This is a genomic window from Streptomyces crystallinus, assembly GCF_039521265.1.
Lineage (GTDB): Bacteria > Actinomycetota > Actinomycetes > Streptomycetales > Streptomycetaceae > Streptomyces > Streptomyces crystallinus.
On record NZ_BAAACA010000025.1, the window covers coordinates 52,073 to 77,453 of the forward strand.

The 25,381-nt window shown below is 73.1% G+C and carries 20 protein-coding genes; 15 read left to right on the forward strand and 5 right to left on the reverse strand.

Annotated elements, in window-relative coordinates; translation table 11 throughout:
• Positions 1-67: 67 nt before the first annotated feature.
• The 5 genes from ABD236_RS20320 to nudC all read left to right on the forward strand — a co-directional run bounded on the left by ABD236_RS20320 (position 68) and on the right by nudC (position 10,871).
• Positions 68-3,547 carry an ATP-dependent helicase gene (locus ABD236_RS20320; protein ID WP_344075210.1) on the forward strand — a complete coding sequence of 1,160 codons (3,480 nt, stop codon included), beginning with the start codon at positions 68-70 and terminating at the stop codon, positions 3,545-3,547.
• A gap of 84 nt (positions 3,548-3,631) precedes the next feature.
• Complete coding sequence (locus tag ABD236_RS20325) at positions 3,632-4,522, forward strand: hypothetical protein (protein WP_344075211.1); 891 nt, start codon at positions 3,632-3,634, stop codon at positions 4,520-4,522.
• A gap of 193 nt (positions 4,523-4,715) precedes the next feature.
• Positions 4,716-8,390 carry an ATP-dependent helicase gene (locus ABD236_RS20330; RefSeq protein WP_344075212.1) on the forward strand — a complete coding sequence of 1,225 codons (3,675 nt, stop codon included), beginning with the start codon at positions 4,716-4,718 and terminating at the stop codon, positions 8,388-8,390.
• A 10-nt stretch (positions 8,391-8,400) separates the two neighbouring features.
• Positions 8,401-9,819, forward strand: a complete 1,419-nt coding sequence (locus ABD236_RS20335) for a dipeptidase (RefSeq protein ID WP_344075213.1) — start codon at positions 8,401-8,403, stop codon at positions 9,817-9,819.
• Positions 9,820-9,899: 80 nt separating this feature from the next.
• Positions 9,900-10,871 (forward strand): NAD(+) diphosphatase, encoded by a 972-nt coding sequence (gene nudC, locus ABD236_RS20340; RefSeq protein ID WP_344075214.1) that lies wholly within the window; start codon positions 9,900-9,902, stop codon positions 10,869-10,871.
• Positions 10,872-10,974: 103 nt separating this feature from the next.
• On the opposite strand, the gene ABD236_RS20345 is transcribed toward nudC, so the two are convergent.
• Positions 10,975-11,217 (reverse strand): mycoredoxin, encoded by a 243-nt coding sequence (locus tag ABD236_RS20345; RefSeq protein ID WP_329401603.1) that lies wholly within the window; start codon positions 11,215-11,217, stop codon positions 10,975-10,977.
• A gap of 101 nt (positions 11,218-11,318) precedes the next feature.
• On the opposite strand from ABD236_RS20345, the gene ABD236_RS20350 reads away from it, so the two are divergent.
• The 5 genes from ABD236_RS20350 to ABD236_RS20370 all read left to right on the forward strand — a co-directional run bounded on the left by ABD236_RS20350 (position 11,319) and on the right by ABD236_RS20370 (position 15,226).
• Entirely contained in the window at positions 11,319-13,550 is a 2,232-nt protein-coding gene (locus ABD236_RS20350; protein WP_425543912.1) for an ATP-dependent DNA helicase UvrD2, read from the forward strand.
• A 180-nt stretch (positions 13,551-13,730) separates the two neighbouring features.
• Entirely contained in the window at positions 13,731-14,072 is a 342-nt protein-coding gene (locus tag ABD236_RS20355) for a hypothetical protein (protein ID WP_425543913.1), read from the forward strand.
• A 161-nt stretch (positions 14,073-14,233) separates the two neighbouring features.
• The gene (locus ABD236_RS20360; protein WP_067163768.1) at positions 14,234-14,602 is read left to right on the forward strand and encodes a WhiB family transcriptional regulator; all 369 of its coding nucleotides are present in this window, start codon (positions 14,234-14,236) and stop codon (positions 14,600-14,602) included.
• A complete protein-coding gene (locus tag ABD236_RS20365) occupies positions 14,599-14,922 on the forward strand; it encodes a hypothetical protein (protein WP_344075216.1) in 324 nt (107 codons plus the stop codon). Before ABD236_RS20360 ends, ABD236_RS20365 begins: the two co-directional genes overlap by 4 nt.
• A 118-nt stretch (positions 14,923-15,040) precedes the next feature.
• A complete protein-coding gene (locus ABD236_RS20370) occupies positions 15,041-15,226 on the forward strand; it encodes a hypothetical protein (protein WP_344075217.1) in 186 nt (61 codons plus the stop codon).
• Between the two features lie 33 nt (positions 15,227-15,259).
• Here ABD236_RS20370 and ABD236_RS20375 read toward each other — a convergent pair whose 3' ends face one another.
• Together ABD236_RS20375 and ABD236_RS20380 are read right to left on the reverse strand one after the other, a co-directional pair.
• On the reverse strand, positions 15,260-16,687 hold the full coding sequence (locus ABD236_RS20375; protein WP_344075218.1) for an ABC1 kinase family protein: 1,428 nt from the start codon (positions 16,685-16,687) through the stop codon (positions 15,260-15,262).
• 63 nt (positions 16,688-16,750) lie between these two features.
• Positions 16,751-17,884 (reverse strand): ThiF family adenylyltransferase, encoded by a 1,134-nt coding sequence (locus ABD236_RS20380; protein ID WP_344075219.1) that lies wholly within the window; start codon positions 17,882-17,884, stop codon positions 16,751-16,753.
• 280 nt (positions 17,885-18,164) lie between these two features.
• On the opposite strand from ABD236_RS20380, the gene ABD236_RS20385 reads away from it, so the two are divergent.
• The 4 genes from ABD236_RS20385 to ABD236_RS20400 all read left to right on the forward strand — a co-directional run bounded on the left by ABD236_RS20385 (position 18,165) and on the right by ABD236_RS20400 (position 22,020).
• A complete protein-coding gene (locus ABD236_RS20385) occupies positions 18,165-18,761 on the forward strand; it encodes a M48 metallopeptidase family protein (RefSeq protein ID WP_344075220.1) in 597 nt (198 codons plus the stop codon).
• A gap of 115 nt (positions 18,762-18,876) precedes the next feature.
• Positions 18,877-20,553, forward strand: a complete 1,677-nt coding sequence (locus ABD236_RS20390) for a TerD family protein (protein ID WP_344075221.1) — start codon at positions 18,877-18,879, stop codon at positions 20,551-20,553.
• 13 nt (positions 20,554-20,566) lie between these two features.
• On the forward strand, positions 20,567-21,247 hold the full coding sequence (locus ABD236_RS20395) for an AIM24 family protein (protein WP_067163775.1): 681 nt from the start codon (positions 20,567-20,569) through the stop codon (positions 21,245-21,247).
• A gap of 17 nt (positions 21,248-21,264) precedes the next feature.
• Positions 21,265-22,020 carry an AIM24 family protein gene (locus tag ABD236_RS20400; protein ID WP_344075222.1) on the forward strand — a complete coding sequence of 252 codons (756 nt, stop codon included), beginning with the start codon at positions 21,265-21,267 and terminating at the stop codon, positions 22,018-22,020.
• Between the two features lie 95 nt (positions 22,021-22,115).
• Here ABD236_RS20400 and ABD236_RS20405 read toward each other — a convergent pair whose 3' ends face one another.
• A complete protein-coding gene (locus ABD236_RS20405) occupies positions 22,116-22,637 on the reverse strand; it encodes an NUDIX hydrolase (RefSeq protein ID WP_344075224.1) in 522 nt (173 codons plus the stop codon).
• On the reverse strand, positions 22,634-24,067 hold the full coding sequence (locus ABD236_RS20410) for a zinc-dependent metalloprotease (protein WP_344075225.1): 1,434 nt from the start codon (positions 24,065-24,067) through the stop codon (positions 22,634-22,636). The genes ABD236_RS20405 and ABD236_RS20410 overlap by 4 nt, the downstream gene beginning before the upstream one ends.
• A 191-nt stretch (positions 24,068-24,258) precedes the next feature.
• Here ABD236_RS20410 and ABD236_RS20415 point away from each other — a divergent pair, with 191 nt between their 5' ends.
• Positions 24,259-25,365, forward strand: a complete 1,107-nt coding sequence (locus tag ABD236_RS20415) for an SDR family oxidoreductase (RefSeq protein WP_344075226.1) — start codon at positions 24,259-24,261, stop codon at positions 25,363-25,365.
• Positions 25,366-25,381 lie beyond the last annotated feature (16 nt).

A 25,381-nucleotide genomic window follows, 5' to 3' on the forward strand; every position in this document is an offset into this window, starting at 1 on the left:
TCGACAGTCGGCACGGCCCCCGTCCGTACCCCCATCACCAGCACACCCACCAGGACCGGCGATCCACGTGAGCTCCTCCTCCTTCACCGGGCGTACGACGTACCCCCAGGTACGACGGCGGTCCGCCGGCGCGTACCGACTGGTACGTACCCCGCTGAGGCCGGTGGACCCCCCTTTGCTGGACGCGCGCCAGCGGGCGGTGGTTGACCACGGCCAGGGGCCGCTGCTCGTCCTCGCCGGGCCCGGCACCGGCAAGACCACGACGCTCGTCGAGGCGGTCGCGGCCCGCGTGGCCGCCGGGACCGACCCCGAGCGCATCCTGGTCCTCACCTTCAGCCGCAAGGCGGCGGTGGAGCTGCGCGACCGCATGGCGCTGCGGCTCGGCGGCACCCGGGGCCCACAGGCCACCACCTTCCACTCGTACTGCTACGCCCTGGTCCGCGCCCACCAGGACGCCGACCTGTTCGCCGAGCCGCTGCGGCTGCTCTCCGGCCCCGAGCAGGACGTGGCCGTGCGCGATCTGCTGGCCGGGCAGCTCGGCCTGGAGCGCGAGGGGCTCGACTCCGTGCGCTGGCCCGACGAGCTGCGCGCCTGTCTGACCACCCGCGGCTTCGCCGACGAGGTACGCGCGGTGCTCGCCCGCAGCCGCGAGCTGGGCCTGGGGCCGCACGCGCTCGCCGACTTCGCCCGGCGCACCGGCCGCCCCGACTGGCGTGCGGCGGCCGCCTTCTTGGCCGAATATCTCGATGTCCTCGACCTCCAGGGCGTACTGGACTACGCGGAGCTGGTCCACCGGGCGGTGCTGCTCGCCGAGCGCGCCCCGCACGCCGCCTCGTCCCACGTCTCCTCCTCCGCCGGGCCGCACGGGCCCGCTCTGGCCGATGCGTACGACGCGGTGTTCGTGGACGAGTACCAGGACACCGACCCGGCTCAGGTCCGCCTGCTGCGGGCCCTCGCGGGCGGTGGCCGCACGCTGGTCGCCTTCGGCGACCCGGACCAGTCGATCTACGCGTTCCGGGGCGCCGACGTCAACGGGATCCTCGACTTTCCGGACACGTTCCGGCTTGTTGACGGCACTCCGGCGCCGGTCGAGGTGCTCACGACGTCCCGCCGCTCCGGCGAGAAGCTGCTGGCCGCGACCCGGCTGCTGACCCGGCGGATGCCGATGCCGCGCCTGCCGTACGAGAAGGTACGGGCGCACCGCGAGCCGGCGCCGGTCCGCGCGGGCGGGCGCGTCGAGGCGTACACCTATCCGACGGCCTCCACGGAGCTGGAGAACATCGCGGACATCGTCCGGCGCGCCCACCTGGAAGAGGGCGTGCCCTGGCACGACATGGCGGTCCTGACCCGCGCGGGCACCCGCGCCCTGCCGGCCCTGCGCCGCGCCCTGACGGCGGCGGGCGTCCCGGTGGAGGTCGACGGCATGGACATCCCGCTGCGCCACGAGCCCGCGGTGACGCCCCTGCTGGCGGCTCTGCGGGCGGTGGCGACGGCGGCGCTGACCGGGCCGGAGGAGGGCGTCGGCGGGGAGAACGCGGGTGCGGGCGAGGAGGGCGGTGCGCACGAGGAAGGCGGCGCGGGCGAGGAGGGCGGCGCGGGCGAGGAAGGCGGCGGGCACAAGGAAGGCAGTGCGGTCGAGGAAGGCAGCGCGGTCACCCCTGACGCCCCGCCCGCCTGGCTCGATCCCGAGACCGCGCTCGACCTGCTCACCTCGCCCCTCGGCGGCATGGACAGCGCGGACATCCGCCGCCTCGGCCGTGCGCTGCGCGACGAGGAGCGGGCGGCGGGCAACCGGATGCCGCCGCCCTCCGACGTCCTCCTCGCGCGCGTGCTCGCCGAGCCGGAGCGGCTCGTCGCGCACGACCCCGCGTACGCCCGGGGCGCCCAGCGTCTGAGCGCGCTGCTGCGCAAGGCCCGCGAGCTCCTCCAGGGCGGTGGCACCGCCGCCGAGGCCCTGTGGGAGCTGTGGAGCGGCACGCCCTGGCCCCAGCGCCTCGAACGCGCGGCGCTGCGCGGCGGCACGGCCGGACGCAACGCCGACCGCGACCTGGACGCGGTGTGCGCCCTGTTCGACACGGCGGCGCGCGCCGAGGAGCGCACCGGCGGGCGGGGCGCGCTCAATTTCCTGGAGGAGGTCGACGCCCAGGACATCGCCGCCGACACCCTCACCCGCCGCGCCGCGCGCCCCGACGCCGTACGCCTGATGACCGCCCACCGCTCCAAGGGCCTGGAGTGGAGCCTGGTCGTCGTCGCGGGCGTCCAGGAGGGCCTCTGGCCCGACCTGCGCCGCCGCGGCTCGCTCCTGGAGGCCGACCGCATCGGCCGCGACGGTCTCGCCGAACCGCTCACCCCCGGCGCCCTCCTGGCCGAGGAGCGCCGCCTCTTCTACGTCGCCGCCACCCGCGCGCGCGACCGGCTCGTCGTGACCGCCGTCAAGGCCCCGGCCGACGACGGCGACCAGCCCTCCCGCTTCCTCGCCGAGCTCGGCGAGGAGCCGAAGGACGTCACCGGCCGGCCCCGCCGCCCGCTGGCCGTCGCCGCGCTGGTGGCGGAGCTGCGCGCGACCACCGTCGACCCCGAGGCGTCCGAGGCGCTGCGGGACGCCGCCGCCCGCCGCCTCGCCCGCCTCGCCGCCCTCACCGACGACGAGGGTCAGCCGCTCGTCCCCGCGGCCCACCCGTACCGCTGGTGGGGGTTGAACGAGCCGACGCGCTCGGCGGTTCCCCTGCGCGACCGCGATCACCCGGTCGTGCTCTCCGGCAGCGCCCTGGACCAGCTCGCCAACACCTGCGCCCTGCAATGGTTCCTGGGCCGCGAGGTGAAGGCCGACGCGCCCGCGACCGCCGCGCAGGGCTTCGGCAATGTGGTGCACGTGCTGGCGGACGAGGTCGCCTCCGGGCGGACGCCCGCCGATCTGGCCGTGCTGATGGAGCGGCTGGACTCGGTGTGGGACGCGCTGGCCTTCGACGCGCCCTGGAAGTCGGTCCAGGAGAAGAACAACGCGCGCGTGGCGCTGGAGCGGTTCCTGCGCTGGCACACCCTGGACCGGGCGGGCCGTACCCCCGTCGCCACCGAGCACGACTTCGACGTCACCCTGGAGGCGGGCGACTACGAGGTCCGCATCCGCGGCTCCATGGACCGGGTGGAGCGCGACGAGGCGGGCCGCGCCTACGTGGTCGACTTCAAGACCGGCAAGCAGGCGCCCACCGCCGGCGAGGTCGCCGCGCATCCGCAGCTGGCCGTGTACCAGCTGGCGGTCGAGCGGGGCGCGGTCGACGAGGCGTTCGCGGGCGAGCGCCCCGAGCCCGGCGGCGCCGAGCTGGTCCATCTGCGCCAGGCCGCCCCCAAGAAGGAGGGCGGCGAGGCGTACCCGAAGGTGCAGGCGCAGCAGCCGCTGGTGGGGGAGTGGGTGGGCGACCTCCTCGCCACGGCGGCGGGCCGCGTCCTGGACGAGCACTTCACCCCGAATCCGGGCCAGCACTGCACGAACTGCACCTTCCGTACGTCCTGCTCGGCCCAGCCGGAGGGGCGGCAGGTGCTGGAGTGACAGTTTGAGGCTGGGGGCCGCTGTATTGGCGGGGGCACGACAGTCGCATGATGTCTCCGGTTCACCAGTCGTGAGGAGAGACGGATGCGGGTCAGTCGGAAGGTTCTGGTCGGGGCGGTGGTCTGCACGACCGCTGTCGCCGGTCTTGCGGGATGCGGCAAGGGCGGTGACACCAAGGCCAAGGGCGTCTCCGAGGCGAAGAAGCCGTCCGCCGCGGCCTCCGCGACACCCGCGGACCCGTTCGCGGGGCTGACCCCGGACGCGATCGCCGAGAAGGCGGTCGGTGTCACCAAGGCGTCGAACAGCGTCAAGGTGGCCGGGTCTGGCATATCGGACGGTGAGCACATGGCCCTGGAGGTCAGCGTCACCCGGGTGGGCAACTGCTCCGGCAGCGTGACCGTCAAGGGCGGCACGGCCCGCCTGCTCAAGGCCGATGCCAAGTCCTTCTACATGCAGGGCGACGAGAAGTTCTACCGGGCCCTGGCCAAGGAGGACGGCACTCCGAAGCGGCAGGCCGACGCCATGATCGAGGTTCTCAAGGGCCGCTGGATGAAGATGCCGACGGACACCCCGTCGACGTCCAAGAAGCGCCACGGCAAGACCTCCGGCGACGACCTGAGCCAGTTCTGTGTGCTCTCCGAGCTCGTCTCCGGAATGGACGACGACAAGGGCGACCGCACCGGGATGACCCAGGGCCCCGACACCGTGGTCGCCGGTGTGCCCGCCGTCACGCTCACCAAGGACAGGGGCGACGGCTCCACCGTGACGATGTACGTCGCCAAGCAGGGGCCGGCCCGTCTGCTGAAGGTCGCCGAGAACGGTGGCGATGAGCCGGGCACCGTCACCTTCAGCGACTACGACAAGCCGGTGACGATCACCGCTCCGCCCGCCGACCAGGTCATGGACCTGGAGAAGCTCGGCGTGAAGCCGGGCGGAGGCTCGGGTTCCGGAGGGACCGGCGGGCTGAAGGTCTGACGGACGGGCTGCGGGACGCGGGGGTAGTGGGCCGCCTTCAACCCTGGGGACGCGTCACGCCGTCCGCGTCACACCAGCCGGTCGGGTCGCGTCACACCGGCCGGTCCGGTCGCGTCACACCGGCGTGCGGGTCGCGTCACACCGTCCCCGCTGGGGGCCACTGTTGTCAGTGGCCCCCGTTAGCCTCTCTGGGGTGCCCCTCCTCACCGACCCCGAAGAGCTCAAGGAGCTCCTCGGCATCCCGTTCACCCCGGAGCAGACGGCGTGCATCACCGCCCCGCCCGCCCCGCAGGTCGTCGTGGCCGGCGCCGGGTCCGGGAAGACCACCGTGATGGCGGCCCGGGTGGTCTGGCTGGTCGGCACCGGGCAGGTCGCCCCCGAGCAGGTCCTGGGCCTGACCTTCACCAACAAGGCCGCGGGGGAGCTCGCCGAGCGGGTGCGGACGGCGCTGGTCCGCGCGGGCATCACCGACCCGGACGCGATCGACCCGGACAACCCGCCGGGCGAGCCGCGCATCTCGACGTACCACGCGTTCGCCGGGCAGCTCCTGACCGACCACGGGCTGCGGATAGGGCTCGAACCCACCTCCCGGCTGCTCGCCGACGCCACCCGCTACCAGCTCGCCGCCAAGGTGCTGCGCGAGGCGCCCGGGCCCTACCCCGCGCTGACCAAGTCCTTCGCCACCCTGGTCAGCGACCTGCTGGCGCTGGACGCGGAGCTCGCCGAGCACCTCGTACGTCCCGAGGAGCTGCGGGCGTACGACCGCGACCTGCTCCGGACGCTGGAGGGGGCAAAGCTCAGCAACGCGGATCTGCGCAAGGTCCCCGAAGCGGCCCAGGGCCGGCTGGAACTCCTCGACCTCACCGTCCGTTACCGGGATGCCAAGAAGTCCCGTGACCTGCTCGACTTCGGTGATCAGATCGCGCTCTCCGCCGAGCTCGCCCTCACCCGCCCCGAGGTCGGCCGGATCCTGCGCGAAGAGTTCCGCGTCGTGCTGCTCGACGAGTACCAGGACACGTCGGTCGCCCAGCGCCGGCTGCTCGCCGCCCTGTTCGGCGAGGGCACCGGACACGCGGTGACCGCCGTGGGCGACCCCTGCCAGGCCATCTACGGCTGGCGCGGCGCCTCGGTGGCCAACCTCGACGACTTCCCCCGCCACTTCCCGTACGAGGACGGCCGCCCCGCCACCCGCCACTCGCTCAGCGAGAACCGCCGCAGCGGCGGCCGGCTGCTCGACCTCGCCAACGCGCTGGCCGCGCCGCTGCGCGCGATGCACGCGGGCGTGGAGGCGCTGCGCCCCGCCCCCGGCGCCGAGCGCGACGGCACCGTCCGCATCGCGCTGCTCGACACCCACCAGGAGGAGATCGACTGGCTGGCCGACTCCCTCGCGCACCTGGTGCGCACCGGCAAGGAGCCCGGTGAGATCGCCGTCCTGTGCCGGACGGCGGGCGACTTCCCGCGGATCCAGGGCGCGCTCGTCGCGCGCGACATCCCCGTCGAGGTCGTCGGTCTGTCCGGGCTGCTCCACCTGCCCGAGGTCGCCGACCTCGTGGCGGTCTGCGAGGTCCTCCAGGACCCGGGCGCCAACGCCTCCCTCGTCCGCGTCCTGACCGGCCCGCGCTGGCGCATCGGCCCGCGCGACCTGGCCCTGCTCGGCCGCCGCGCCCGCCGTCTCGTACGGCGGGAGCGAGCCGGGTCCGACGACCCGGACCAGCGGCTCGCGGACGCCGTGGAGGGCGTGGACCCGGCCGAGGTGATTTCCCTGGCGGACGCGCTCGACACCTTCCTGGAGTCGGGCGACGACGAGGACGACGGACTGCCGTTCTCGGCCGAGGCCCGCGTCCGCTTCGCCCGGCTCGCCGCCGAGCTGCGTGAGCTGCGCCGCTCGCTCGCCGACTCGCTCATGGACGTGCTGCACCGGGTGCTCACCACCACCGGTCTGGAGGTCGAGCTCTCGGCCTCGCCGCACGCGCTGGCCGCCCGCCGCCGCGAGACCCTCGGCAACTTCCTGGACATCGCGGCCGGGTTCGCGGCCCTCGACGGTGAGGCCTCGCTCCTCGCCTTCCTCGGTTTCCTGCGCACCGCCGCGCAGTACGAAAAGGGCCTGGACAACGCCCTGCCCGGCGGCGAGAACACGGTGAAGGTGCTCACCGCGCACAAGTCCAAGGGACTTGAGTGGGACGTGGTCGCCGTCCCCGGTCTGGTCGACGGAACCTTCCCCTCCACCCAGTCGCGCGACGCCTGGACGGCCCAGGCCAAGGTCCTGCCGCACGCCCTGCGCGGCGATGCCCCGACCCTGCCCGCCACTCCGGAGTGGGACGCCAAGGGCCTCAAGGCCTTCAAGGAGGAGCTGAAGGAGCACCAGCACACCGAGGAACTGCGCCTGGGGTACGTGACGTTCACGCGCCCCCGCTCCCTGCTGCTGGGTTCGGGGCACTGGTGGGGCCCGAGCCAGAAGAAGCCGCGCGGACCGTCCGCGTTCCTGCACGCGCTGTACGCCCACTGCGAGGCGGGCCACGGCGAGATCGAGGCCTGGGCCGACGCGCCCGCCGAGGACGCCGAGAACCCCGCCCTGGGGGAGTCGGCCGCCACGCACGCGTGGCCGCTCCCGCTCGACCCCACGTCCCTGGCCCGCCGACGGGCGGCGGCGGAGACGGTCCTGGCGTACCTGGACGCGGAGGGAGCGGGCGGTCCGGAGGAGCCGCGCCACGCGCGCGAGGCGGCGGCCCCGTCGCATCTGCCGTACGAGGACGGGTTCTTCGACGACGGGTTCTCCGACGGCGCTCCTTCCTTCTCCGACGTCTCCGACTTCCCCGACGACGCTCCCTTCGGCTTCGAAGAGGACGAGTTCTTCCCTCCGGAGGAGCATTTCGACGAGCCCTTCGACGAGCCCTTCGAGGGGCCGTCGGACGCGCCGCGCCCCGGTCTCACCGACCCCGACACCCTTGACGACGACGTCTCCCTCCTGGCGGACGGCTGGGACACCCTCCCGACCCAGCGCCCGGCCCCCGTGGACGAAGTCCCCGTCCAGCACACCCGCCCCGACGAGCCCCGCACCGCGCGCGAGCGTGCCCTCACCCCCGAGGAGCGCCGGGCCATCGCCTCCTGGGACCGCGACATGGAAGCGCTCACCACCGAGCTCCGCCGCGCGCGTGCCACCAGCCGCGAGGTCCAGGTGCCGCCCTCGCTCACCGCCTCGGACCTGCTGCGGCTCGCCGCCGACCCGGACGGCTTCGCCCAGGAGCTGGCCCGCCCCATGCCGAAGCCGCCGCAGCCCGCCGCCCGCCGGGGCACCCGCTTCCACGCCTGGGTGGAGTCCCGCTTCGAGGAGCTGCCGCTGCCCATGCTCGGCCCCGAGGAGCTCCCCGGAGGCGACGAGAGCGACGCCGACATCGCGGACGAGCGCGACCTCGCCGCCCTCAAGGAGGCGTTCGAGCGCTCCCCGTACGCCCGGCGCACCCCGCTCCGCACCGAAGCGCCGGTCCAGCTCACCCTGGCGGGCCGGGTGATCCGCGGCCGTATCGACGCGGTGTACCGGGGTGAGCGGCCGGGCACGTACGAGATCGTCGACTGGAAGACCGGCCGCGGCGCCACCGGTGACCCCCTCCAGCTCGCCGTCTACCGCCTCGCCTGGGCCGAGCAGCACGGTGTCCCGCTGGAGGCCGTGACGGCCGCCTTCCTCTACGTACGCACCGGGGAGACGGTCCGCCCGGCCCGCCTCCCGGGCCGCGCCGAGCTGGAGCGGATCCTGCTGGGGGAGCGCGACGGCGGGGCCGAGCGCGGCCACGCGCGCGAGGCGGCGGCCGCCGCTCCCCGCCCGAGCCCGGCCGGGACACCGGCGGACATGCCACCACCAGCGGCCGGATAGGCTCAATGGCATGAGCGAGACCCCGGACAGCGCCGTCCAGACCGCGGCCGACGACACCGTGCGCGCGTACATCGAGCAGCACCGCGCCGCCTTCCTCGACGACCTCGCGGAGTGGCTGCGGATCCCGTCCGTGTCGGCCCAGCCCGAACACGACGGCGACGTACGGCGCAGCGCCGACTGGCTGGCCGCCAAGCTCAAGGAGACCGGCTTCCCGGTCACCGAGGTCCTCGCGACCCCCGGCGCCCCGGCTGTCTACGCGGAGTGGCCCTCCGGCGACCCCGACGCCCCCACCGTGCTGGTCTACGGCCACCACGACGTGCAGCCCGCCGCGCGCGAGGACGGCTGGCACACCGAGCCCTTCGAGCCCGAGCTGCGCGACGGGCGGCTGTACGGACGGGGCGCGGCCGACGACAAGGGCCAGGTGTTCTTCCACACCCTGGGCGTACGGGCGCACCTCGCCGCCACCGGCCGCACCGCGCCCGCCGTCAACCTCAAGCTCCTGGTCGAGGGCGAGGAGGAGTCCGGCTCGCCGCACTTCCGCGCCCTGGTCGAGGCGCACGCCGACCGCCTGGCCGCGGACGCCGTGATCGTCTCCGACACCGGTATGTGGTCGGAGACGACGCCCACGGTCTGCACCGGCATGCGCGGCCTCGCCGAGTGCGAGATCCGGCTGTACGGACCGGACCAGGACATCCACTCCGGCTCCTTCGGCGGCGCCGTGCCCAACCCGGCCACCGCCGCCGCCCGCCTGGTCGCGGCGCTGCACGACGCCGACGAGCGGGTCGCCGTGCCCGGCTTCTACGAGGGCATCGCCGAGCTCACGGACGCCGAGCGCGAGCTCGTCGCCGAGCTGCCCTTCGACGAGGCCGAGTGGCTGCGTACCGCCAAGTCCCGCGCCCCGCACGGCGAGGCCGGTTACTCGACGCTGGAGCGGGTGTGGGCGCGGCCGACTGCCGAGGTCAACGGCATCGGCGGCGGCTACCAGGGCCCCGGCGGCAAGACGATCATCCCCTCGTCGGCGATGGTGAAGCTGTCGTTCCGGCTGGTCGCCGGACAGGACCCGGACCGGATCGAGAAGCTGGTCACGGCCTGGGTCGCCACCCAGGTGCCGGACGGCATCCGGCACGAGATCTCCTTCAGCGCGGGCACCCGCCCCTGTCTGACGCCGCTGGACCACCCGGCGCTTCAGTCGGTCGTCCGGGCCATGGGCCGCGCCTTCGGCCAGAAGATCCGTTTCACCCGCGAGGGCGGCTCGGGACCTGCCGCCGACCTCCAGGACGTGCTCGGCGCACCCGTGCTCTTCCTGGGGATCTCCGTCCCGTCCGACGGCTGGCACGCGCCCAACGAGAAGGTCGAGGTCGACCTCCTCCTCAAGGGCGTCGAGACCACCGCCCACCTGTGGGGCGACCTCGGCGCCGCGGGCCGGTGACGGGCCGCGCGCCCGCCCCGCGGCCCAGCCGCCGAACGAACACCGCTGAACCCATCCACCCGGGGGAGTTGGAAGCACCTGTGAGCACCACCAGCACCACCAGCAGTGACGCCACCGCGGACCGGCCGATCGGCCTCGCCACACCCATCAGCCTCACCGAGCCGAGCGGCGTCGACCGCGCGGCCCACCACCGTCTGGACGAGGCCTGGCTGGCGGCGGCCTGGAGCCACCCGACCACCAGGGTCTTCGTGGTCTCCGGTGGGCAGGTCCTGATCGACGACACCGCCGACGGCCGTACGGAACTGGTCATGACCCCGGCCTTCGAGGCCCCGGTCACCGAGACCCACCGCTACTTCCTGGGCACCGACGACGACGGCGTCAGCTACTTCGCCCTCCAGAAGGACACCCTGCCGGGCCGGATGGACCAGTCCGCGCGCGCGGCGGGGCTGCGGGAGGCCGGGCTGCTGCTGTCGCCCCGGGACGTGGGCCTGATGGTGCACGCGGTCGCCCTGGAGAACTGGCAGCGGCTGCACCGCTTCTGCTCCCGCTGCGGCGAGCGCACGGTCATCGCGGCCGCCGGCCACATCCGCCGCTGCCAGGCGTGCGGCGCCGAGCACTACCCGCGCACCGACCCGGCCGTGATCATGCTGGTCACGGACGAGCAGGACCGCGCGCTGCTGGGCCGCCAGGTGCACTGGCCGGAGGGCCGCTTCTCCACGCTGGCGGGCTTCGTCGAGCCCGGTGAGTCCATCGAGCAGTCGGTGCGCCGCGAGGTCTTCGAGGAAGCGGGCGTCACGGTCGGCGAGGTCGAGTACGTCGCCAGCCAGCCCTGGCCCTTCCCGTCCAGCCTGATGCTCGGCTTCATGGCGCACGCCACGTCGTCCGAGATCAACGTGGACGGCGAGGAGATCCACGAGGCCCGCTGGTTCTCCCGCGAGGACCTGCGCGCCGCCTTCGAGTCCGGCGAGATCCTGCCGCCGTACGGCATCTCGATCGCGGCCCGTCTGATCGAGCTCTGGTACGGCAAGCCGCTGCCGAAGCCCACGCACTGAGGCCACGCCGCCCCGCGTGCCACGCCGCCCCGTGTACGCGAAAAGGCCCCCACCGCGCCGGTGGGGGCCTTCGTACGCGCGCGTGGCGGCGAAGCGGCGTGGATCAGACGCCGATCTTCTGCTTGACCTGGGCGAGCGAGGGGTTCGTCAGGGTCGAGCCGTCGGCGAAGAGCACGGTCGGAACCGTCTGGTTGCCACCGTTGGCCTTCTCGACGAAGGCCGCCGACTCCGGGTCCTGCTCGATGTTGATCTCGTTGTACGCGATGCCCTCGCGGTCCATCTGGCTCTTCAGCCGGCGGCAGTAGCCGCACCAGGTGGTGCTGTACATCGTCACAGTGCCCGGCATGCTCTCGCACTCCTCATGTTCGGCTGGATGGGTGAACCAAGGGATTGAACGTACGCGATCGAGCGGCCATTCCCGCGTTAGTACGACGAATCTCACCCCCTGTGGACAACGAGTCCCGTCCGCCTCCGCCGACCTGGCAGCATGGCGGGGTGACATCAGCAACGCACTCCTCTCTCTTCCCACAGGTCCCCGAGTCGGCGGACGCGGTGCTCGACGGCCTCGACCCCGAGCAGCGCGAGGTCGCCACGGCCCTGCACGGACCGGTGTGCGTGCTGGCCGGCGCCGGGACGGGCAAGACCCGGGCGATCACCCACCGGATCGCCTACGGGGTGCGGGCCGGGATCCTGCACCCGAGCAGTGTGCTGGCCGTCACGTTCACCAACCGCGCGGCGGGAGAGATGCGCGGCCGGCTGCGCCAGCTCGGTGCGGGCGGCGTCCAGGCGCGCACCTTCCACTCGGCCGCCCTGCGCCAGCTCCAGTACTTCTGGCCCAAGGCCGTCGGCGGCGAGCTGCCCCGCCTGGTCGAGCGCAAGGTCCAGCTGGTCGCGGAGGCGGGCGCGCGCTGCCGGGTCCGCCTCGACCGCGGCGAGCTGCGGGATGTCACGGGCGAGATCGAATGGGCGAAGGTCACCCAGACCGTCCCCGCGGACTACCCGGCGGCGGTCGCCAAGTCGCTGCGCGACGCCCCGCGCGACCCCGCCGAGATCTCCCAGATCTACGGGGCGTACGAGGAGCTCAAGCGCGACCGGGGAATGATCGACTTCGAGGACGTGCTGCTGCTCACCGTGGGCGTGCTCCAGGACCGGCACGACATCGCCGAGCAGATCCGCGCCCAGTACCAGCACTTCGTGGTCGACGAGTACCAGGACGTCAGCCCCCTCCAGCAGCGTCTCCTGGAGCTGTGGCTCGGCGACCGCGACAGCCTCTGCGTCGTCGGCGACGCCAGCCAGACGATCTACTCGTTCACCGGCGCCACCCCCGACCACCTGCTGAACTTCCGCACCCGCCACCCCCAGGCGACCGTCGTCAAGCTGGTCCGGGACTACCGCTCGACCCCTCAGGTGGTGCACCTCGCCAACGGCCTGCTGGCCCAGGCGCGCGGCCGCGCCGCCGACCACCGCCTCGAACTGGTCTCCCAGCGCGAGGCGGGCCCCGAGCCGGTCTATACGGAGTACGGGGACGAGCCCGCCGAGGCCGAGGGCGTAGCCCGGCGCATCCGCGACCTCATCGCCTCCGGGGTGTCGGCCGGCGAGATCGCCGTGCTCTACCGGATCAACGCCCAGTCGGAGGTCTACGAGCAGGCCCTGGCCGACGCGGGCGTGCCCTACCAGCTGCGCGGCGCCGAGCGCTTCTTCGAGCGGCCCGAGGTCAGGGAGGCGGGCATCGCCCTGCGCGGCGCCGCCCGCGCGGGCGGCAACGACTCCCTCCTCGACGACGCCGTGGACCTCCCCTCCCAGGTCCGGGCGGTCCTCGGCACCAAGGGCTGGTCCTCCGCGCCCCCGGCCGGTGCCGGCGCGGTCCGCGACCGCTGGGAGTCGCTGGCGGCGCTGGTCCGGCTGGCGGAGGACTTCGCGCGTGCCAAGCCCGGCGCGACGCTCTCCGACCTGGTGGCCGAGCTCGACGAGCGCGCGGCCGCCCAGCACGCGCCGACGGTCGAGGGCGTCACCCTGGCCTCGCTGCACGCCGCGAAGGGTCTGGAGTGGGACGCGGTCTTCGTGGTCGGCCTCACCGAGGGCATGATGCCGATCACATATGCGAAGACCGACGAGCAGGTCGAGGAGGAGCGCCGGCTGCTGTACGTGGGCGTCACCCGCGCCCGGGTGCACCTGGCGCTGTCCTGGTCGCTCTCGCGGTCTCCGGGCGGGCGGCCCTCCCGCCGCCCCAGCCGCTTCCTGAACGGCCTGCGGCCGGGCTCCGCAGCCCTCGGCGCCCGCGCCTCCTCGTCGGGCGGCACGGGCGGGGTCGAGCGCGGCGCCGCCCGCAGAAGGACCCGGCGCGGCCCGGTGCTGTGCCGGGTGTGCGGAAAGACGCTCACCGAGGCCGGCGAGATGAAGCTGATGCGCTGCGAGGACTGCCCCTCCGACATGGACGAGGGACTGTACGAGCGGCTGCGCGACTGGCGTGCGGGCCAGGCGAGCCGGCTGGGCCAGCCGCCGTACTGCGTCTTCACCGACAAGACCCTGATGGCGATCGCGGAGGCGGTGCCGGCCAGCGGCGGGGAGCTCGCGGTGATCTCCGGCGTCGGCGCCCGCAAGCTGGACCGCTTCGGCACCGATGTCCTGGCCATCTGCGCAGGCCAGGAGGTTGACGCAAGCGAGGAGGAGCCCTCTTGAAAACTCGTGGGAAAAATAGTTTGCGCCCGCCCCAGGAATCCCCATAGGTTCTTAACCACGGAGACAGCGGCTTCTCAGAGGCCCTGCGTCCGTGCTCTACTTGCTGTACTTATCCGAATACGCATGGGATCAAGGCCCCCGGGCCCCAGCTCCCCGAGACGCCGAGAGGAGGCGAGACCAGTGACCAGCTTCATGAACTCCACCAGCACCAGCACCACCAAAGTGACCGATCGCTCGGTCGTCGCCACCTGCCTGCTCGGCTCCTCTTTCCAGGGCACCGGTCTGTCCGCCGGCGTCTCCGGTCTGCTCGGCCTCTCGGCCGTCATTCCGTCCTCCCTGGCGAGCTTCCCCGTGCGCAACGGCAATGAGCGACCGACCCAGGCACCGGAAGCAGTGGTGGCGAAGGGACAGGCCCAGGCCTATGCCTTTGCGGCGGCCGGTGCCGGAGCCGAGAAGCAGACGACGCAGCACCACACGATGTGGGCCTTCCGTGGGCTCGAACCCTGGAGTGATCCAGCCTGATCCAGGATCAGGCAGGCGCCTTCAGGGCCGCGGAACCCCACCAGGGATCCGCGGCCCTTCTGTTTGTCCCCGAACGGGGATGGCAGCGCGAAGGGGTCGCGGTACCAGCCGAAACCCGGCCGACCGGCCGGACCGACAACAAAGACGAGGAAGAAAACACCGTGCAACTCGAAGCGCACGCCCCGTCCGTACCGCCCGCCCAGACGATCCCCCCGCCCGGTCTCACGGAGGACCCCGCCTTGACTCCCCTCACCGCGCTCACCGCGCTCGACGACGCCATCGAGAACCTCGGCGTACCCGTCCCCTGCCGCTCGTACGACCCGGAGGTCTTCTTCGCGGAGTCCCCGGCAGACGTCGAGTACGCCAAGTCCCTCTGCCGTACCTGTCCGCTGGTCGAGGCCTGCCTCGCCGGGGCCAAGGAGCGGCGCGAGCCCTGGGGCGTCTGGGGCGGCGAGCTCTTCGTCCAGGGTGTGGTCGTAGCCCGCAAGCGGCCCCGTGGCCGCCCGCGCAAGAACCCGGTCGCGGCATGAACCGCCCGGGAACCATCGACCGCCCCCTCACGAACGACCCCCAGAAGCAGGCCCCGATGACGACGTCCGCCAGCGAGCCCATGGGCTCCGCGACCCCAGACTTCACCACCACCGGCGCGAACGCCTCGCGTCAGAACAGGACCCTCGAAATGCAACTCATGCCAGAAGCCCTCGCCCGTGCCCATATGCACGAGCGCATGCGGGAAGCCGAGGCCGAGCGTCAGGCCATGCGCCTGATCGCCGCCCGGCGTATGCAACGCCGCGCCGAGCGCGTGTCGATGCGTGCCCGCCGCGCCCTGGCCATGGCCGTCATGCAGTAATGACGGCCACCGCCTGCCGCGCGAAGTGACGAATCAGCCCACGGGGGCCGGTCCGAACGGACCGGCCCCCGCGGTGCGTTGTGCCCGCAACCACCGGCCGCGGCGGTATCGTCACGAAATGGACGACCCGACTCAGCCGGCTGCCGAGACCGTTGTGTGCTCGCGCTGCGGCACTCCCGCCGAGAGCACTCCGCCGACCTGGACCTACTCCGTCGAGAACGGCCGCCGTCTCTACTTCTGCGACGACTGTGCGCGCGCCAACATCCGGGCGATCGAGAGCAGACTCGACTCCGTGTGGTGGTGACCCGGCCGGGGCGCGGACCCGCCCCGGCGGATCTCACGCCCCCGCGGGCTGCTCGTCCTCCTCGTTCGCCTCGTTCTCCGGCTCCCCGGCCGCCAGGACCGTCACGTTCTCCAGCTCTGCGAGCTCCTCGTCCACGGGCAGGAACCCGGGCACCCAGGTCTCCAGTTCGTCCCGCAGCCGGACCGTCGCGTCCAGCTGGCAGAGCACTCCGATGGTGGAGAGCGTCACCCGGTGTATCAGCAGATACGCGGGCGGCAGGTTGAGCTGCTTGCCCAGCTGGTGCGCGGGGGAGCGCGGGTCGGCGATCCGCGCCGCCTGCCCGCGCATCCAGGCCCTGGTGAAGGTGAACTCGTCCGCCTGCGCGGGCTCGATGATGGGCAGCAGATAGTCCAGGACCGCGTCCGGGTCGAGGTCTATGGACTCCTTCACGAAGCCCTCCTCGCACAGCAGCGCGTAGACCGCTTCGGCGTCGCCGTCGAGCGTCATCCGCAGCGAGTCGCCGATCGTCCGGGGCAGCCCGCCGGGCAGCCGGTCCACCGTCCCGAAGTCCAGCACCCCCAGCCGCCGGGGCCCGCCCTCCTTCTCCGGTGGCAGCAGCCGGAAGTTGCCCGGGTGCGGGTCGGCGTGCAGCAGCCCGGTCCGCGCCGGACCCGAGAAGAGGAAGCGCGCGAGGAGCTGGCCCGCCCGGTCGCGCTCCTCCTCCGTACCGTCCGCGATCACCTCGGAGAGCGGGGTCCCGTCGATCCACTCGGTCACCAGGACCTGGTCGCACTGGTGCACCACATCGGGCACCACCACGTCCGGGTCGTCCGCGAACTCCGCCGCGTGCTCCCGCTGGGCCCGGGCCTCCAGCTCGTAGTCCAGCTCCTCGGAGACCCGGTCGCGCAGCTCCGAGATGAGCGGCTTGATGTCCATACCCGGGATCAGCGGCCCGAGCAGCCGGGCGAACCGGCTCAGCTGGGTGAGGTCCGAGAGCAGCGCCTCCCCGGCTCCCGGGTACTGCACCTTGACCGCGACCTCGCGCCCGTCGTGCCAGACCGCCCGGTGCACCTGCCCGATCGAGGCCGCCGCGGCGGGCTTCTCCTCGAACTCCAGGAACAGCTCGCGCCACTCCTGCCCGAGCCGCTCGGCGAGCACCGAGTGCACCGTACGCGTCGGCATGGGCGGCGCCGCCTCCTGGAGCTTGGTCAGCGCGGCCCGGTAGGGCCCGGCGATCTCCTCGGGCAGCGCGGACTCGAAGACGGACATGGCCTGCCCGAACTTCATCGCCCCGCCCTTCAGCTCGCCCAGGACCTTGAAGAGCTGCTCGGCGGTGCGCTGCTGGAGCTCGCGGCCCACGATCTCCGCGGACTTGCCGCCGATCCGCTTGCCCAGGCCCCAGGTGGCACGCCCGGCGAAACCCAGTGGCAGCGCGGCCAACTTGGCGGTCCGGGTGACCGCCTTCCGGGGAAGATCAGACATGCGCCCCTCCAATTCCCAGCCGGCCGTGCCGCGCGCCTCGCGGCAGTGCGTCGTCGACAGCGGTTACCGGGCCATTGTGTCCTGCGACCGGGCGCTCCCCGAGGTGTGCTCCCCCTCACTTTTCCCACCAGCGCCGCAGGGGCAGTCGAGCCGGGGCGCCAGACGCCGGGGCCGCCAGCCGAGCGAGGGCAGCGACGCCTCCCACCGCGTGCCCGTGCTCGCCGGGAGATCGCCGTCCAGGAAGGCCAGCGCGTGCCCCGCGGCCAGCCCGGCCACGGCGGTCGCGAGGGCGAGGTCACAGGGGGGCACGGCGCTCTGGCGGCGGCCGGAGCGCCACTGCGCCAGCATCCGGGGCCAGCCGGGATCGCGCTCGGCGCGCTCCAGCGCCAGACAGCCCGCGCACCCGGTGCCCCCGGGCAGGACCAGCGGCCCCACCAGCCCGGTCGTCTCCACAACTCCCGCGTACAGATGGGGGATGCCCGCCGCCACCCACTCCCCGCCGGTCACCGGATCCGGTGCGTGGACATCGAGGCCGTCCCTGGGGGCCACCACGATCAGTGACAGCCCCGTCGGCCCGTCCGCCTCGCCGGCCCGGGGCGGCCGGTCCGGCGCCGCACCCCGCACCAGCTGCCGCGCGGCCGGGCCCCGCCGCTCACCGACCGCCCGCTCGGGCAGCCCGCCGGGCGCCACGTCCCACGGCCGCACCGTCCCGCCGTCCAGCACCTCCACCCGCCCCACCCCGGACGCGGCGAGGACCGAGGCGATCGTCGCCCCCACCCGCCCCGCGCCCCGCACCTGCACCTTCAGCGACCGGCGGGCGGCCAATCGCCGTGCCCCCTCGCCCGGTTCGGGGTGGACCAGACTGAGCGAGGCCAGATCGGACCTGGTCCGGTCGAAGGCCGCGGCCCGTCCGCGCAGCTCCTGGGCCGCCGGGCCGCCGCCCGTCGGATCGTCGACCACCCCGGCCTCGGTCAACCGCTCCACCAGCGCGTCCACTTGGCCGGGCGAGAGGTCCAGGGCCCTCGCCTCCTCGTACAGCAGGGGCAGGCCGCGGGTGCCGTCGAGGAGTTCCAGGAAGCTCCCCGTCGCCGTGTCCACGGGCGAGACCACCACCGCCCGCGCCGGTGACACCCCGAACTGCACGGTCTGCCGGTCCCGCCACGCCCGGCGCAGTGCCGGCTTGAGCATCGGATGCATCTCGACCCCCCGTTCTCTCCGTGCGCACACGAGCAGTCCGTGTGCACACGGCCCGTCCGCGCGCACACGACCCGTCCGCCGGTCCGCGGCCGGACGTGAGCCGTCCGGTCGCGATCCCTCGTGCGATCCGTTGCCAGAATGCCGGGTGCGCCGAACCCGTGCGGAAAGTTGTCCACAGGCACGGCCATTAGTCATTCAAATGGTGCCCGCCGCGAATGGATCATGGGCCAACCCTCCCGGAGGCGGGACTTCCCCCACTGACAGCGGGTAACGTCGGGGCGTGCCCGCCGACCCACTGCAGAGTGCCGGAAGCCCGCCCCGCAGTCCCACAAGTCCGCCGCCCCGCGGTCATGCGACGAGCGCGGTCGAGGTGCGCAGGAGCGCCCGGCGCAACAGGACGGTCTCGGCGTACCGCGAGGGCGACCGCACCATCGTGCTGATCCCGGCCCGGATGTCCGAGGCCGAGGAGCAGCGCTGGGTGAACGTGATGCTCGACAAGCTCGCCGCCCAGGAGAGCAAGCGGATGCTGGGCGACGCGGAACTGACCGAGCGCGCCGAGCGGTTGTCCGACCTGTACTTCGAGGGCCGGGCGCGCCCCGCCTCGGTGCGCTGGGTGACCAACCAGAACACCCGCTGGGGCTCGTGCACCCCGGCGGAGGGCAGCATCCGCCTGTCGCACCGGTTGCAGGGCATGCCCGAGTACGTCGTCGACTACGTGCTGGTCCACGAGCTGGCGCACCTGCTGGTGCCGGGCCATGGGCCGCGCTTCTGGCGGCTGCTGGAGGCCTATCCCCGGACGGAACGCGCGCGTGGATACCTCGAAGGGGTGGTGGCGGCCGAACGGCTGCCGCACCTGCCCGCCGCACGCGGAGAGTGATCTTTGCGATCGTGTACCGAAAGCGTACCGGTGCGTCCCGGCTTGGCCGATTGTCGCAGGCAGCCGTTAGCCTGGCGCGACCAATCACACTCGGGATGGGGGACGGTCGTTTCGCATGGCCAGGGAATTCCAACGCGGCCACAAGGCCAAGATCAGTGACCTGACAGCGGGAATGGATCTGTATGTAGGCGTGCAGATCGGCGCCCCCGGACTGTCCTTCGACATCAGCTGCTTCGGCCTCGACGCGAACGAGCAGCTGTCGGACGACCGGTACTTCATCTTCTTCAACCAGCCCAAGTCGCCCGAGGAGTCCATCCAGCTCCTCGGCGCCCAGGCCGGGGACACCGAGTCGTTCCGCGTCACGCTGGACCGGGTCCCGGCCCACATCCACAAGCTCTCGTTCACCGCGACGATCGACGGCGCGGGCCAGATGTCGCAGGTCGGGCCCGGGTACATCAGAGTCGTCGCCGGTGGCGAGGAAGTCGTCAGATACGCCTTCACGGGCGCCGAGTTCAGCACAGAGCGGGCGGTGATGCTGGGCGACTTCTACCTCAAGGACGTCTGGCGCTTCGCGGCCGTGGGCCAGGGCTTCGACGGCGGCCTGGAGGCGCTGCTGAAGAACTTCGGCGGCGAGGTCCTGGAGGAGGAGCCCGCGGCGCCGCAGCAGCCGCAGGGCGCCGCCCCGGGCTTCGCCCCGCCCCCGCAGGCCGCCCCCGCGCCCCAGTTCGGCGCGCCGGCCGCGCCGCGACAGCCCCAGCCCCCGCAGCCGGCCCCCCAGTTCGGCGCTCCCGCCCCGGCCCCCGCGCAGCACTACGCGCCGCCGCCGCCCGGGTCCACGCCGCCTCCGGCGCCCGCGCCCAGCCCGCAGATCCACGCGGCGCCGACGCTCGCTGCGCCGCTGACCATGCCGCCGGGCACCGTCCCGCCCCCGGCCGCCCCGGCCGCCCCGTACGGACAGCCGCCCCAGCAGCCCTCGTACGGCCAGGTGCCGGGTCAGTACCCCGGCCAGGTCCCGCCGCCCGGCGCGCCCGCCCCGTACGGCCGGCCCGCGCCCTACGGTCAGCCGGCTCCCTACGGCCACCCCGCCCCGTACGGCGGGCAGCCCGGTGCCCCGCAGGGGATGCCGCCCGGCGGCGGCCTCGCGGGCGCCATCCAGCAGTACAAGGAGCTGCCCACCGGACAGCGCTGGACCCCGCAGAACAAGCAGCTCGTCCGGGTCGACCTGGGCGTCGGCGGCTCCCCGGTGCTGGCCCGCCAGGGCAGCATGGTGATGTACCAGGGCAAGGTCGACTTCGGCTACAAGGGCGCCGGGTTCGCCGGCCGGATCGTCGGCAACGCGACCGGCCAGGAGATGCAGCTGATGCGCTGCAGCGGCCGCGGCCAGGTCTTCCTCGCCGAGAACAGCGCCCATCTGCACCCCATCGAGCTCCAGGGCGACGGCATCTGCGTCTCCGCCGAGCACGTGCTGGCCTTCGACGAGTCGCTCCAGTACGAGGTCCGCCGTATCGAGGGCCACGGGATCCCCGGCGGCGCGCTGTTCACCATGCTGTTCCAGGGCACCGGCACGCTCGTGGTGATGACCCACGGCACCCCGGTCGTCCTGCCGGTCACCCCGACCACGTTCGCGGACAGCGACGCGATCGTGGCGTGGTCGTCCGCCTCGCAGGTGATCGTCTCCAGCCAGGTCCGGCTGCGCCGCAACGCCTACCCGGGCCACAGCGGCGAGTCCGTCAACCTGCAGTTCCGCGGCGCGCCCGGGAACTTCATCGTCGTCCAGCCGTACGAGGTCTGAGGGAGCCCGGACAATGAACCAGCAGCTCGCGGGCTATGCCCCCACCCCCGTCGCCGCCCGGATGGAGAACCACGGCAGCGCCATGCTCAAGGTGGCCATGGCCACCGGACAGGACCTCTTCGCGCGCGTGGGCTCGATGGTCGCCTACGAGGGCTTCATCCAGTACGAGCCCAACCCGCCGGCCGTGCGCCAGATCGCCCGCGACTGGATCACCGGCGAGGGCGCCCCGCTGATGAAGTGCACCGGCGACGGACTGCTCTACCTCGCCGACTACGGCGCCAATGTCGTCGTCGTCCAGCTCAACAACGACGCGCTGTCCGTCAACGGCACCAATGTGCTCGCCTTCGACGCGAGCCTCCAGTGGGGCGTCGAGCGGGTCAAGGGCCTCGCCAAGTTCGCCGGCCAGGGGCTGTTCAACGTGAAGATCTCCGGCACCGGCTGGGTCGCCCTGACCTCGCGCGGCACACCGGTCGTCGTCGACTGCGGCAGCGGCGAGGACGAGACGTACGTCGACCCGGACGCGCTGGTGGCCTGGTCCCCGAACCTCAAGGTGAAGGGCAAGCGCAGCTTCAAGGCGTCCTCGCTGATCGGCCGGGGCAGCGGAGAGGCGTACCAGATGGCCTTCTCGGGCCAGGGGATCGTCGTCGTACAGCCGAGTGAGGACAGCACCGACCGCCTGCGGGCCCGGGGCTGAGGGGGAGCGAGAACATCATGCAGAGCCCGCTTTTCAGCTACACCGAGCAGCAGTCCCAGGAGCGCTACAGCGCGCAGAACCCGCAGCTGCTGCGGGTCGTGCTCAGCGGCCACGACGACATCCTGGCCCGCAAGGGCTCGATGGTCGCCTACCAGGGGCTGATGGAGTTCGACGGCGAGTACCAGTCGCGGGGCCACCAGAACGCGCGCGCCCACACCGGCGAGGGCCTGGACCTGATGCGCGTCTCCGGCCAGGGCACCGTCTACTTCGCCAACCTCGCCCAGTACGTGCACGTGGTGGACGTCGACCGGGACGGGCTGACCGTGGACAGCGGCTACGTCCTGGCGATGGACTCCTCGCTGCACTACGAGGTCGTCGCGGTGGACAGCCAGTACGGCATTTCCGGCACCGGCAAGTTCCAGCTCAACATCACCGGCACCGGCAAGGTCGTCCTGATGACCTCGGGCCAGCCGCTGGTGCTCCAGGTCACCCCGGACAAGTACGTCAACGCCGACGCCGACGCGATCGTGGCCTGGTCCACCTCGCTGCGGGTGCAGATGCAGGCGCAGACGCACTCCACGGGCGTGTGGCGGCGCCGGGGCAACACCGGCGAGGGCTGGGAGCTCAGCTTCCTCGGCCAGGGCTTCGCGCTCGTCCAGCCCAGCGAGGTGCTGCCGCCGCAGAACGCGGTGATCGGCCAGGGCCTGCGGGCCCAGTACGGCATGGGCCAGCAGGGGGCCCACGCGCAGAACCAGGGCAACGCCTGGAGCTGACCGGGTGCCGGTAACCGATAAGCGGTAGGCGGTAAGAGGTAAGGGGCGGTCGCCATGGGCGACCGCCCCTTACGTCGTCGCTCTTTCTCAGCCCGTCACAGCCGGGCCCGCGCGGCCTCCATCAGCCGCACCACCGAGTCGTCGGCGACCTCGGCCACCTCGTCGTACCCGAACCAGCGCAGGTCCAGCGACTCGTCGCTGATCGCCTCGACCGCGCCGGCCGGGGCCAGCGCCGCGTACTGGACGTCCAGGTGCCAGTTGCAGGGCGAGGGGATCGGGTGCCGGTCGAGCCGGACGGGGCCGCCCGGCAGCAGGGTGAGACCCGGCACACCGGACTCCTCGGTCGCCTCGCGCAGGGCGGCGGCCGTCAGCGAGACGTCCTGCGGCTCGCAGTGGCCGCCCATCTGCAGCCACATGTTCAGCTTGCGGTGCAGCGTCAGCAGCACCTGGCCGCGCTCCGGGGCGATCACCAGCGCGCTCGCCGTGAGGTGGCCGGCCTCGCAGGCCTTCCACATCCCGTCCGGGTGCGCCGAGAGATGGTCCAGATAGGTCCGGCGCAGCTCGGGCTGGTCCTCGTACGTCTTCAGTACGAGGACCGCGTCTTCGTGCAGGCTCACTTGCCGTCGTCGCCCTTGCTGTCGTCGTCCTTGCCGTCCTCGCCCTTGGCCCCGGGCTCGTCCGTCGGCCCGTCCTTGCGGGAGGCCGCCTCGCCGAGCATCTTGTCGAGCTCTGAGAAGTCCAGCTGCTCGTGGTGGACAAAGCCGTCCGGGTCGTCCAGGTCGGAGGCGGTCGGCAGCATGTCCGGGTGCTCCCACAGGCCGTCGCGGCCGTCGACCCCGCGCGCGTCCGTGAGCGAGGCCCACAGGCGCGAGGCGTCCCGCAGCCGGCGCGGGCGCAGCTGGAGGCCGATCAGGGTGGCGAAGGTCTGCTCGGCCGGGCCGCCGCTCGCCCGGCGCCGTCGCAGCGTCTCGCGCAGTGCGTCGGCCGAGGTCAGGCGCGGCTTGGCGGCCTCGTGCACCACCGCGTCCACCCAGCCCTCGACGAGCGCCAGGGCCGTCTCCAGACGCGCCAGGGCGGCCTTCTGCTCCGGGGTGTCCTCGGGCTGGAACATGCCCTGCTGAAGGGCTTCCTGGAGCTGCTCGGGGTTGGACACGTCGAGCTGGCCGACCGCGTCCTCCAGCTTCGCGGTGTCGACCTTGATCCCGCGCGCGTAGCCCTCGACCGCGCCGAACAGGTGCGAGCGCAGCCACGGCACATGGGCGAAGAGGCGGTGGTGAGCCGCCTCGCGCAGCGCCAGATAGAGCCTGACCTCGTCCTTCGGGACGCCCAGGTCCTTGCCGAACGCCTCGATGTTCAGCGGCAGCAGCGCGGCTTTGCCGGCCGGGCCGAGCGGCAGGCCGATGTCGGTCGAGCCGACGACCTCGCCCGCCAGGACGCCCACGGCCTGGCCGATCTGCTGGCCGAACATGGCGCCGCCCATCGAGCGCATCATGCCGATCAGCGGGCCCGCCATGGCCTGCATCTCCTCGGGCAGCACGCCGCCCATGGCCGCGCCGACGCGCTCGGCGACCGGGTCGACGAGCTCCTTCCAGGCCGGCTGGGTCGCCTCGACCCACTCCGCGCGGCTCCACGCCACGGCCGTGGAGGCGCCCGAGGGCAGCGACGTCACCCCGTCCAGCCACAGGTCGGCGAGGCGCACGGCCTCCTCGACGGCGGCGCGCTCGGCGGGGCCGACGCTCTCGTCCCTGGTGCCGTCGGCGGTGCCCTGGGCGACCGTCTGACGCGCGATCTGCTTGGCCATGTCCCAGTTCACGGGACCGCCCTCGTAGCTGAGCATCTGGCCGAGCTGCTGGAAGGCCGCTCCCAGGTCGTTCGGGTTCAGCGAGCCGAACATGGCCGCGAACGGGTTGTCCGCACCGCCGGCCCCGCCGCCGAACCCGAACGGATTCGCCGGGCCGCCCTGGTTGCCCTTGCCCTTCTCCTTGCCCTCGTCGCCGTTCTCCGGCTCCTCCGGCGGAAGGCCGAATCCGAATGGGTTGTCACTCACGGGTTTCCTCGGCTCCTAGGGCCGCCGGCTTCCTGCCGACGGCGACTGCCCACGAACACCACCAGCGTAGACATCCGCGCCGGATAAGGGCTCGGTGCTCCGCCGACTCCTGGCCTGCGGCAGGATGGACGTCACCTGGTCCGTACGCGGTCATTCGTGTACGTACTGAAGACAACCGCTGGAGACGCCCGGTGAGTTCCCCAGATCCGCAGGTTCGCGCAGCGCGAAACCATTCCCCCTCAGCAGCGCGGGGTCCCGTCGTCGCGGTCACCGGTGCCGCGGCCGGGATCGGCGCGCTGCTCACCGCGCGGCTCGCCGCATCCGAGGAGATCAAGCAGGTCATCGCCATCGACGAGCGCCGGGGGGAGGTGACCGAGGCCACCTGGCACATCCTGGACGTGCGCGACCCGGCGATCGCCGAGAAGCTGCGCGGCGCCGACGTCGTCGTCCACCTGGCGCTCGACCTCGACCTGGAGACCGACGCCGCCGCCCGTACGGCCTACAACGTCCGCGGCACGCAGACGGTGCTGACCGCCGCCGCCGCGGCCGGGGTGCACCGGGTCGTGCTGTGCACCTCGGCCATGGTCTACGGGGCGCTGCCCGACAACGACATCCCCCTCTCCGAGGACGCCGAGCTGCGCGCCACCGCCGAGGCGACCGGCGTCGGCGACCTGCTGGAGATCGAGCGCCTGGGCCGCCGCGCCCCGCGCGCCCACCCCGGTCTCAACGTCACGGTGGTAAGACCCGCCGTCCTGGTGGGCGGTACTGACACCGCCCTCACCCGGTACTTCGAGTCGCCCCGCCTCCTGGTGGTCGCCGGATCCCGTCCGACCTGGCAGTTCTGCCATGTCGAGGACCTGTGCAGCGCTCTGGAGTACGCGGCGCTCGGCAAGGTCGACGGCGAGTTCGCGGTCGGCTGCGACGGCTGGCTCGAACAGGAGGAGGTCGAGGAGCTCAGCGGCATCCGGCGGATGGAGCTGCCCTCGGCGGTAGCGCTCGGCGCCGCCGCCCGGCTGCACCGGATCGGCCTCACCCCGTCCCCGGCGGGCGACCTGGCGTACACGATGCACCCCTGGGTGGTCAGCGTGGGGCGGCTGCACGACGCGGGCTGGCGGCCGCAGTGGACCAACGAGGAGGTCCTCGCCGAGCTCCTGGAGGAGGCCGCGGGCCGGCACACCGTGGCGGGCCGCCGGCTGGGCCGCAAGGACGCGACGGCCGCCGGGGCCGCCGGTGCGACGGTCGCGCTGCTCGGAGCGGCCGCCGTGGTCCGCAGGGCCCGCAAGCGGCGGGGGCTGTAGGACCCTCCTACGGAGG

Bases quoted from the DNA above. Each gene is read 5' to 3' on its own strand.
- ABD236_RS20325 (WP_344075211.1), top strand. From the start codon at position 3,632: ATGCGGGTCAGTCGGAAGGTTCTGGTCGGGGCGGTGGTCTGCACGACC.
- ABD236_RS20335 (WP_344075213.1), top strand. From the start codon at position 8,401: ATGAGCGAGACCCCGGACAGCGCCGTCCAGACCGCGGCCGACGACACC.
- ABD236_RS20345 (WP_329401603.1), bottom strand. From the start codon at position 11,217: ATGCCGGGCACTGTGACGATGTACAGCACCACCTGGTGCGGCTACTGC.
- ABD236_RS20365 (WP_344075216.1), top strand. From the start codon at position 14,599: ATGAACCGCCCGGGAACCATCGACCGCCCCCTCACGAACGACCCCCAG.
- ABD236_RS20370 (WP_344075217.1), top strand. From the start codon at position 15,041: ATGGACGACCCGACTCAGCCGGCTGCCGAGACCGTTGTGTGCTCGCGC.
- ABD236_RS20375 (WP_344075218.1), bottom strand. From the start codon at position 16,687: ATGTCTGATCTTCCCCGGAAGGCGGTCACCCGGACCGCCAAGTTGGCC.
- ABD236_RS20380 (WP_344075219.1), bottom strand. From the start codon at position 17,884: ATGCATCCGATGCTCAAGCCGGCACTGCGCCGGGCGTGGCGGGACCGG.
- ABD236_RS20390 (WP_344075221.1), top strand. From the start codon at position 18,877: ATGGCCAGGGAATTCCAACGCGGCCACAAGGCCAAGATCAGTGACCTG.
- ABD236_RS20395 (WP_067163775.1), top strand. From the start codon at position 20,567: ATGAACCAGCAGCTCGCGGGCTATGCCCCCACCCCCGTCGCCGCCCGG.
- ABD236_RS20400 (WP_344075222.1), top strand. From the start codon at position 21,265: ATGCAGAGCCCGCTTTTCAGCTACACCGAGCAGCAGTCCCAGGAGCGC.